This window comes from Neolewinella litorea (assembly GCF_004803465.1).
GTDB classification, from domain to species: Bacteria; Bacteroidota; Bacteroidia; order Chitinophagales; family Saprospiraceae; genus Neolewinella; species Neolewinella litorea.
In genome coordinates, this window is the sequence record NZ_SRSF01000011.1 from 98710 (window position 1) to 108168 (window position 9459).

At 52.3% G+C, this 9459-nt stretch carries 8 protein-coding genes; 2 read left to right on the forward strand and 6 right to left on the reverse strand.

The genetic code is table 11. From position 1 onward, the window contains the following. Positions 1-19: 19 nt before the first annotated feature. On the forward strand, positions 20-1855 hold the full coding sequence (locus E4021_RS16175) for a hypothetical protein (protein ID WP_136460421.1): 1836 nt from the start codon (positions 20-22) through the stop codon (positions 1853-1855). Between the two features lie 436 nt (positions 1856-2291). Then, entirely contained in the window at positions 2292-3608 is a 1317-nt protein-coding gene (locus E4021_RS16180) for a hypothetical protein (RefSeq protein WP_136460422.1), read from the forward strand. Positions 3609-3757: 149 nt separating this feature from the next. Here the strand turns inward: E4021_RS16180 and E4021_RS16185 are convergent, their stop codons facing one another. The 6 genes from E4021_RS16185 to E4021_RS16210 form a co-directional block, all read right to left on the reverse strand. Further along, on the reverse strand, positions 3758-5416 hold the full coding sequence (locus E4021_RS16185; RefSeq protein WP_136460423.1) for a serine hydrolase domain-containing protein: 1659 nt from the start codon (positions 5414-5416) through the stop codon (positions 3758-3760). Positions 5417-5715: 299 nt separating this feature from the next. Further along, positions 5716-6258, reverse strand: a complete 543-nt coding sequence (locus E4021_RS16190; RefSeq protein WP_136460424.1) for a helix-turn-helix domain-containing protein — start codon at positions 6256-6258, stop codon at positions 5716-5718. Next, the gene (locus E4021_RS16195; RefSeq protein WP_136460425.1) at positions 6245-6724 is read right to left on the reverse strand and encodes a hypothetical protein; all 480 of its coding nucleotides are present in this window, start codon (positions 6722-6724) and stop codon (positions 6245-6247) included. The genes E4021_RS16190 and E4021_RS16195 overlap by 14 nt, the downstream gene beginning before the upstream one ends. 247 nt (positions 6725-6971) lie before the next feature. Beyond that, positions 6972-7214: a hypothetical protein gene (locus E4021_RS16200; protein WP_136460426.1), complete on the reverse strand. Its 243-nt coding sequence runs from the start codon at positions 7212-7214 to the stop codon at positions 6972-6974. A 1215-nt stretch (positions 7215-8429) separates the two neighbouring features. Further along, positions 8430-9173, reverse strand: coding sequence for a transposase (locus E4021_RS16205; RefSeq protein WP_136460427.1), 744 nt, complete (start codon positions 9171-9173; stop codon positions 8430-8432). Between the two features lie 63 nt (positions 9174-9236). Beyond that, a partial coding sequence (locus tag E4021_RS16210) for an ATP-binding protein (RefSeq protein ID WP_168797656.1) occupies positions 9237-9459 on the reverse strand: 223 nt, incomplete at its 5' end.

Genomic DNA, 9459 nt, shown 5'->3' on the forward strand with positions numbered 1-9459 from the left:
GCCCAAAAAACGATAATCTATGTCTCGCTTCTTCGACCTTCCCGATCTCCGTCAGACACTGACCCGCAGGTCAAATCCCTCCATCGTATCCTGGAACCGCCTGGAGGGCCGGCCGCGTAGCGCCGATTTCCCCCGTGCCCTGCGGGCTGAAGTACGCGACCCCCTCTGGATGGTAGCCCGGCAGTGGCAAATGGGTGAACTTACCGGCGACGACGCGGGCTCTCCGGTTTACGCGAAAGCGCACCTGCACACCACTAAAATTCGGCAGTATCAGCCGGGTTCGCGTTCAGCACGCCCTTTTGACGACAATACGCCCCTCGAAACCCAGGTAGAGTGCCGACCGGTGCCATTGGTAATAGCGGGCCAGGATGTAGCCCTGGATCTGCGGTTACTAATGGGCCGGTATTGGTCCCGGCTGCTCAACAATGCCGCCCTGGCTGCCACCTACCGTACGCGATATGCCCTCAAGCTGCCCGACCCCACCACTGCGGCCGGAGCACCCATTTTCGCGCACCCGGAAGTATGGCAGCAGTGGGCCGCGGTAAGCGGACGGCGCATGGATGGCTTCGCACTTTATGCCTACCTGAAGGAAGCCCCCGGCAACCGGGCCTCCGACGGGATCGCCGGCGCCGGTGCCACGCAGGACGATCTGGGCGACAGTTTCATCACCTGGTTCGAGGCGCTTTTTTTCCAACCGCAGGCTGATCAAGACGCTTGGGAGCCAAGCCGGCTGGAGTACCGCTTCCAATTGTCCGCACCCGTCGGCAGAAAGGAAAAAGTCTTGGCCGCCGAGGAGTATTTCCACGGCCACCTGGATTGGTACAACCTGGACCACGATACCCAAACCGCACAACTTGGCGCGGTGCCTATCCCGCCGGACCCGACTGCCGAAGCGTCGCACACCAACACCTTCATCCCTACCCAGGTAACTTTTGCCGGTATGCCGAATACCCGATGGTGGACTTTCGAGGACGGCAAGACCAACTTCGGCGAAATCAAGCCTAACCGCAATGAGATTGGCCGGTTGCTGGTCATGGAGTTCGGTCTGGTATACGCCAACGACTGGTTTCTGCTGCCGGTTACGGTCGGGGCCGGAACGCTGTCGCTGGTGCGGGGGCTGGCCGTGACCAACGTTTTCGGAGAACGTACCTGGGTAGAGGCGGGCAGCAAAGGACTGGACGACGATTTTAGCCGCTGGAGCCTCTTCACGCTGAATACTAAAGGCAAGAGGAAAGAGCCCGCCGACCTCACCCTGACCATTCTGCCCACCGTGCCGAAGATCCAGGAGGGCAAACCGCAGGAGGAAATCGTACTGGTCCGCGATGAAATGGCTAACCTGGTTTGGGGTATCGAAACACGGGTCGCCTCGCCCAACGGAGGAAGCCTGGACGGCAGAGCGGCGGCGGCAGAGACGCGCCGCTACTTCGAACGCCTGGCCGGCATCGTGCCCGCGGACCTACCGGAATTTGCGGCCGACCTGCGGTACGATGTGATGAGTACCCTGCCGGAAAACTGGATTCCTTTTCAGGCCACCCGGCTACCGGGTAGTACGGAGCAGATTCAGCTCCAACGGTCCAGCATGCTGCGCTTTTTCACCGGCGACCCCGAACGACCCCGAAAAATCAAACCCCGCAATACTCTCCTGCGACCGGGGCTGGACGAGCGGCCCGTAGAACCCTACTTCCTGGCTGAGGAAGAGGTGCCGCGCAGTGGAGTCGTTGTGTCCCAATCCTTCCAACGCACCCGCTGGTACGACGGGCGAGTCTTTACCTGGCTGGGCGTACGGAAGCAGGTCGGGCGGGGCGAGGGATCGAGCGGACTGGCATTCGATCGAGTGCTACCCGTAAAGTCGTGAGCATACAGTTCCATATCTATGTATCCTCACAATTTATACCCCTACCTTCTGGCAGGCCTGACCTATAAATAGTTCGCCTTTCCAAGGAGGGAATTACACTGTATACCTACCCGCACATATTTACCAATACCACTGCTGAGCAAACACGACCGGAAAACGCCCCGTTAAATAAGCATAACCATACAGAACGTAACCCGCTGGGTTTGAAATAATTATTGACGTGAATTTTTATGTGATCGAGGTATTGATGAGAGGCCAAAATGGCATTTGCAACCGATCCGATTGTGAGTCTCTACGGGCTAAATTTAATTGGGACGCTACTTCATATAGTGCGGGGGACCGCGGGCAGCCGGCCCGAAACTGGGGCCATACTGTGTCGGTTACCTATTCAAGCCTGTGTCAATTCTTATTTCCTCTGCTGTTTGCCCTGGCCTTCTTGACGACCGTCGGATGTGACGGCGACGAGGTAGATCGGCCGACTGATCAGGCGAGCGCCTACTCCTTAATTGATTCCGTAAATCTCCGGGTTTCGGGACAATCCGGGGATACCATCGTCGCCGGCGATTTCTATAGTGACACGACGATTGTCTGGTCGGGCAGCCGGGACTCAGCAAACGGAGCGAATGCCGGCGACTTCTTCCTGAGACTGCCCGTCAATATCGAAGTAAGCGGGAGCAACAACCTCACCCTGAATATTGAGGACATCTTCGGCGACAACACTTTTACCTGGCAGCGACTGGAGTTGCTGGAAGATCAGAACCGCCGCGTCGGTGGTGCCTTCGAGGTAGACATGCCCGTGCTGATCCGGGTTTCCGATAGCCGCCAGGTCAACATCAATCTGGAGGACATCTTCGGCGACAATTCATTCACCTGGATGGTTGGCACGCCTTCCGAACCGGACCCCGTCGCCGGTACAGCCGACATTATGGGCGGCGTCGGCGGCCCCTTGCGCATTAACCTGTCCGTCAGGATTGAGGTGGTGAACAACAGCAGCGACATCCAGATTGACATCGAAGACCTGATCAGCGACAGTCAGTTCACGTGGGCCGGTGGCGAACAGGGTGATGCTGCCTTCGTAGGTGGATCGATGGATTTTGAAGTGCCGCTAACGTTCCTGGTGGAGGACAGCGACCGCGTCCGTATTGATCTCGAGGACACCGCGGGCGACATGACGTTCGACTGGACTACCGGATCGAGTCAGAGCATAGGTGGCTCCATCCGCTTTGACGTACCGACAAGGTTCGACGTAATCAACAGTAGTGATGTAAACATCGATTTTGAAGACCAGGGCAGCGACAACATCTTCACCTGGACCGTCGAAGAGCGAAATGGAAACGCTCCAAATATTTCCAGTTCGGTCAACGTACATAGCCCGGCGATTTTCCACGTATCCGATAGCCGGAAAGTGGTGATCAACAGCGAGGACTTCTTCGGCGACAACCGGTTCGTGTGGAGCGGCCCGTTTGATACTGACGCCAAGTCCGGATTGACGGGCGCTGTATCGGCTTCGGCATCCACCGAGTTCCAGGTGGAAAACAGTGGAAACGTCAATATTGACGCGGAAGACGTCTACGGCGACAACGTCTTCGCTTGGAACCCGCGCTCCGCCGACCAAACAACGGAACTACCGGAGTCCGTGCACGAGGTCGTGGGAGAAGTAACGCGTAACCTGGTTGAAAGCGAACAGGTAACGATTGAGTTCGCGAACCTGAATCGGGGGAACCAATACCTTTGGGGACCTGCGCCGGAGTGAGGTAGTACGAGACCTATACTTACTTTGGAGACCGAAAGATGAGGCTGGGTAAAGGAAATTGCTCCTGTCGGTGTGCCGTTAGCCGCTCTCGGTAAGTGCGCTTCTCTTCATTTACCAACTATACAACACTGGATCTCTTACCCCCTTCCCTATTCATTTACTGCAATCCCCGGGATTTTCTCGAATTTTACATTCCAGATTCTTTCATCTGATAGCGTAAAGGTTGTCAAATCCTCTCCGAAATGCACCGTCGCCCCGTCGAGACGAAATGCATTTTGGTACAGTGGCTGCATGGTATCTGACTCCTTTTTGCGGTGATGGAACATCAATGATGAATCCATCAATTCGAAGTGGTACTTGGTATCGAGTTCGCTGGAGTAAAACCTCCCTTCGAATTCAGCCAGTTCTTTAGGCTCTGGCGTCCAGCTGTCTTTTCTGTAGTGTGGTTCATCGTCAGGTAAAAACCTGGCGGTGCTTTCACTCCCATCACCTGCTATCAACTCCAGGGTGGTCGTTGTTCCATCAAGTACAAATTCATTTTCGCCCGTTTGTATCAGCTTATACGGCTGATCAGCCTGAAAAACCAGCGTGTCGTTTTCCAATTTTATCTCGTATGCAGCCTTACTCAGGGGGTGTACGTAAAAGCCCGCCAAATTGTCCAGATTACCTGCGGGGGTTGATTCTATCTCAGCAACTTCACCTTCGGAGGGCGCTTCCATGTATTCTTCCAAATAGATTTCAGCTACCTCCTGCGCCAACTGACCCGGGTTGGACGAAGAGAAATTGCACAAGACGGTTACCGTGAGATTATGATCCGGAAACCTGAGGAAATAGCTGCGGTAGCCGGCATCAGCTCCGCCGTGGCCCTGCATTTTCACCCCCCGGTACTCACTTTCACCCAGGCCGTGCATATAGTCCAGGGTATCTCCGTTTGCCAGAGTGATCTTGTCGTGCAGTCGGTTATATGCATCTTCCCCACCAACTTCCATCGTATAGAAGTTTTTGTCCCACCTTGACATATCATCCACCGTAGTAAAAAGACTGGTTGCCCCCACAACATCAAAATCAGGTATCGACGCCCTGTATCCCAGATAGCCTTCCTGGTCAGGCGCATACCCCCACGCTCGATTTGGCACGATCATTTCATGGTCATCATGAAAGTGAGTGTTACTCATCCCAAGCGGTTCAAATAATCGTTCCCGGCAGAACTCCCTGAGCGACTGCCCCGTCTGCCTTTCCACCACCACAGCCAACAGGGTATAACCGGTATTGGAGTAGAGAAATCGTTCCCCCGGCTCGAAATTTAGGGACGTCTGACGGGACGTAATATCAAGGACATCCTTCTGGGTAACCACATCGGCCTCCCATCGCCAGCCGGCCATGTACAAGAGGTTCCACTGATCGCGGATCCCACTTACGTGATGGACCAGATGCCGTAAAGTGACGGGTGTCCCAAAGTCCGGCACCTCCGGAACGTACTTCCGTACGTCGTCATCCCAGGATACCAGTCCGTCGTTTACCAGGAGTTCGATTGCCATGGCGGTGAACTGCTTGGAAACGGAAGCCACGTGAAATATGGTGGAGTGCCCAATTGGAACATCGTACTCCAGGTTGGCCATACCAAAGCCATTTGAGTACACGAGTTCTCCATTTTGATTGACTGAACAGGCGCATCCAGGTTCAGCCCCAGAGTCCATATGCGCAAATACCCCATCCACGCTGATCTCCAGATCGGATTCAGGGGAGCAGCCCAGCAGGAACACCGACAGCACTGTCAGGGGCAGGATATAGCTCCGCTTGGATACCATGGCAAAAGGATGTTTTGAGCGTATGGTCTAATTTAAAGAAATCCTAGCCAACCTGGCACCAGCTATCGCTAGAGTCGTTTGCTGCTTGATTACAGTAGTTTAGCGTGAGCTGCCGAAGACAAGATGTTGGATTAAGGGCATTTTTTAAATGCCCTTAATCCGGCACCCTGCGGACAGCTCACGTTGGAGGGGAAGGCGGAACGAAGTGTAGCCTTTCACTCCAACGAGTACGCCGGTGCCGTGCGTCCCGCAGGGCGCATGGACGCTGATGTGGTGTTTGCCGATGGCTTTTTTATCTTTCAAGCTCTCAGAGATATCGGATTGGTGACTTTGGTACTCTCCTCCTGCATTTTTTCCTTATCGGTCCTTATCTGGTATTCTAGTTCTTTGGCGAAAAGTTTCCACCAGTAAAATGCTGGAATAGCTCCGGAACTGTGTTCCTGTAGGCGATACATAAGTTCCGGATTAGGATTTTCCTTTCCATTTATGATTCGGCTGAGCCTTGCTTTGTGGATGCTCAGATTGCTTGAGACTTCAGTCTGAGTCCTGCCCACTATTTTAATATACTTTTTGAGCTGGTTACCGAATTTGTATTCATCTTCGTAACTGTCAGCTGTAAAATAGTCCTCCAACTGAATTTTAAAGGCAAATAGCTTCGACCGGAGTTTTTGATCTCCGGTTGTGCCCTGGAGAGATTTCATCCTCTTTTCTAAAAACTCTTTGTGGACCTTGGCTTGCGCCTCAGCAGGTAGTTTTTCACTTGCGACAAACGACTCTGCTACCTCTTCTTCGCTGTAACGTTGGAGAAGGTCCGTATAAAGTTGCTTTTTATCCTTTTTCATCCTCTCGATATTTTTGGATTAGTGAGATGGCACCATCCTGTTCAATTCCCAGTAAACGTCCGTACTGACGAAAGCCGTAAGCGGCCTGGTAGTACTGAATCAGTTTCGTTTTCGGCTGAAGGGAAACGAATCCGAGATAACCTCTTGCGAACGCCAGTCGGCAGGCAAAAGCAATTAAACAGCCGGCAACGTTGTCGATGGTTTTCTTCTTGCCTCGCTGCGTATCCGCCACCTCAATCAAGTTGAGGTGAATGCGGAATTCTTCCGGTACATCAGTCAACGACATGACGCCAAGTACGGTCGCTGCTTCATCCACCAGAGAGATTTTGTAGACCTCATTTGCCTTTTCTACCGTCCAGTCGAATTGAAAGTCAGGAGAAGAACTGAGCCAATGGTAATCGTCCTCGCGTAGTTTTTCAATGGTGGATACGAGGGACTTACCTGACTGGCGGTTCTTAAGGGGCATCTTGGTTGCTTACCTCCGAAAGATACGGAATGTTGATGACTTTGATCAACTTCGAGCGGGCTTCTTTGAAGCCCTGCGGGCATTGCTGTCGGCGAACGATTGCCTACCCGACGGCCGCCTGTACCATCCAACACTACGGCTTACGACGAACACTCCGCTTGATTCTAAATCGACCATAGAACCGCGAAGCTTAACCGGCGGCTGTACGGGTAGGCGGTGTTCGGTCCAGTACTTTTATTTCCTTGCTTTACGCGGCCTCGTTATTAATTATCTTCATTCTATGAGGTTGCAAAAATTGATTCAGTCGATCGGTGTATTCCTTGCGCTTCGCGACGTATTGCTCACGCTGAAAACCAGTCGAACCGTATTGATCATGTTTTGCCAATACATCATCTAGTTTGATGATTTCCTCTATGAGCTCGCTGATCTGAACAGCACGGTCTTCAACGCCCTCAAAATAGCTTTCGTAATTATTCATAGCTGTATCCATTAAAAGTGATTTCAACGAAGCCTCTAGCGTGTTTGCGCCCTCTGCGATCTCTGCGAGTCGTAGAGAACTGGTGTATCCAATATACGAAGTCCGACCGGTAAAGGAGATAGTCGGGCGCATCGTAGGCTCGAACCCCTAATACGTAGGCGTCCACTCCCCTTGATTTCCAGGTGCCTTCGTCGGACTCTAAGGCCAAGACCTCTTCATTCTTGATCAGATCCTCTTGTGCGCATAGCGTCACTTTGTGTGCATCTATTTTTTGGTAATTCTTTTTGTAAAGCAACCTGAAAAATCGTAGTCAGATGCTATGGTTTCATGGTATGGAGTAAAGTCATACGTTTTGTTGCAGCTTATAATCATACTTCTACTCGTGCTATCCAAAGATGAATTGGTATAATGATATAAGTTGCCCGTTTGAGTTATCAAGGTTTCAGCTTGAATATGTATTATCCGTCCTTTATCCTGAATGACTCGAGCTTGACATTTCGGAACCTTTATTTTTATGGTATCTAGAGTAGCTTTTTCTGATAGTTGCCTTTTGTCAAATAGCACATTGAAAACTAAACTGTCCTCACTGATCTTCATACTGGTAAATGTATACATCTCATACTGACAGTCTACGCTACTGTAACCCTGTAGAGCATTTAAATGCTGGCGTGAAAAGTATAATTCTTTAAAGGTTGTGGTCTCAAGATTCGATACAAAATCTTTGTAATCGTTGCTTCCCATACGGTTCAGTCTAACACAATATATTTTGTTGCTATCAATCTGAGTAATAATATCCATGTTTATTTTGTCTATATTTTCTGGGTCAAATTTTTCTTTATATTCTAGTACACAAAATCCTCTGTAGTATGAATCGTTAATTTTACTGCTAACCTGATATTCGCATATTTGGCTCGATGTTCCGTCAATGTCTAAGCAATAAAGAATTGGATCACTAATCATTGAGGAATTGATATAGTCCTTTTCGAGGATCCCGTTGGACAGGTTACCGCTTGAATGACAGGCGAACACAGAGACTATTATAAGAATTTGAAGAGGATACTGCACTTATATATTCTGTTTTATAAATCGAATTTCTCTTCTAATACGAAAGGAGCCACATAACTGTCCTGAGTGTAACGTAACACTGACGCTTTTATGTCTGGAGTTCTACGTCCTGTGAGCATTGATTGCACACAACGGGAGGCTGTGCAAAAGCTCACGCCCAATCTAGGCAAAAATCGGCCGCGGCGGCTTGATCTGTGATAGCAGCAGTAAATAAGCCCCAAAAGCCGCTACGAAGTCCTCAAGCGAACCTCCGAGACCGGGAAGCGGGCCATTTGCGGGTGAAGTACGCCCCTTCAACCGTCTGATTAGCTCTGGAACGCCCAGTATAGACACACTCCGCCGCAGGTTATAGCAGCAAGCCAGCAAACTGAACTCCCCGTCGACTTGATCCAGGCCCCGGACTAGGGTGAAGTAAGCGCCCCAACTTCGCTTAATCGTGCCGAACGGATGCTCGACGATCGCTTGCCTGCTGGGGTAGACTTCCGGCCACTCCTGCAGTCGCTGGTGGTTGCGCGCCAGCGCCGCCGCGTGCTCGTGGTGGTAAATCACCTTGCCGTGGCGGTTCCTGCGGGCCGCCTCGCTCAGGCACTGCTCGCGGATGGGGCACTGCGAGCAGATTGTGTTCGACAGCCGGTAGCGCTTGAAGCGGCGGTCGGTCTGGGCCCGTCCTCCGCGGCTCTCCCGCTGGTGGTACCACCGCCCGTGGCTGGTCAACTCCCGCCCCTCGGGACACACGTACACGTCGGCCTCTTCGTCGTACTCGAACTCCCGCGGGCCGTAGCCCCCGGCCTGCCGGGGCTTCGACTTGCGCTCGGCCACGAAGGGCTCCATGCCCAGGGCCTCTACCCCCGCCAGGTTAGTGGCGTCATAGTATCCCTTGTCGGCCAGGATATTGCGTATTCCGATCTATCTGACCCCTCCATTCCGGTGCTTTGACCCCCCCTGTGGATAACTCGCGCCGTTAATGGATTATAAAGATAGGTGATCCGGTCGTTTGCGTAGGCTTTTGCCCTTGAGTTCGATCCGGTGAGCCTTTGGTATCAGGCGATCCAGGATGGCGTCTGCTACGGTCGGTTCGTCCAGATAAGCGTGCCATTTGGCTACGGGTAGCTGGGAGACGATCACCGTGGCGGCTCGTTCGTAGCGGTCTTCAAGGATCTGTAGCAGCAGGAGTTTTACCGGGTGGGTGATG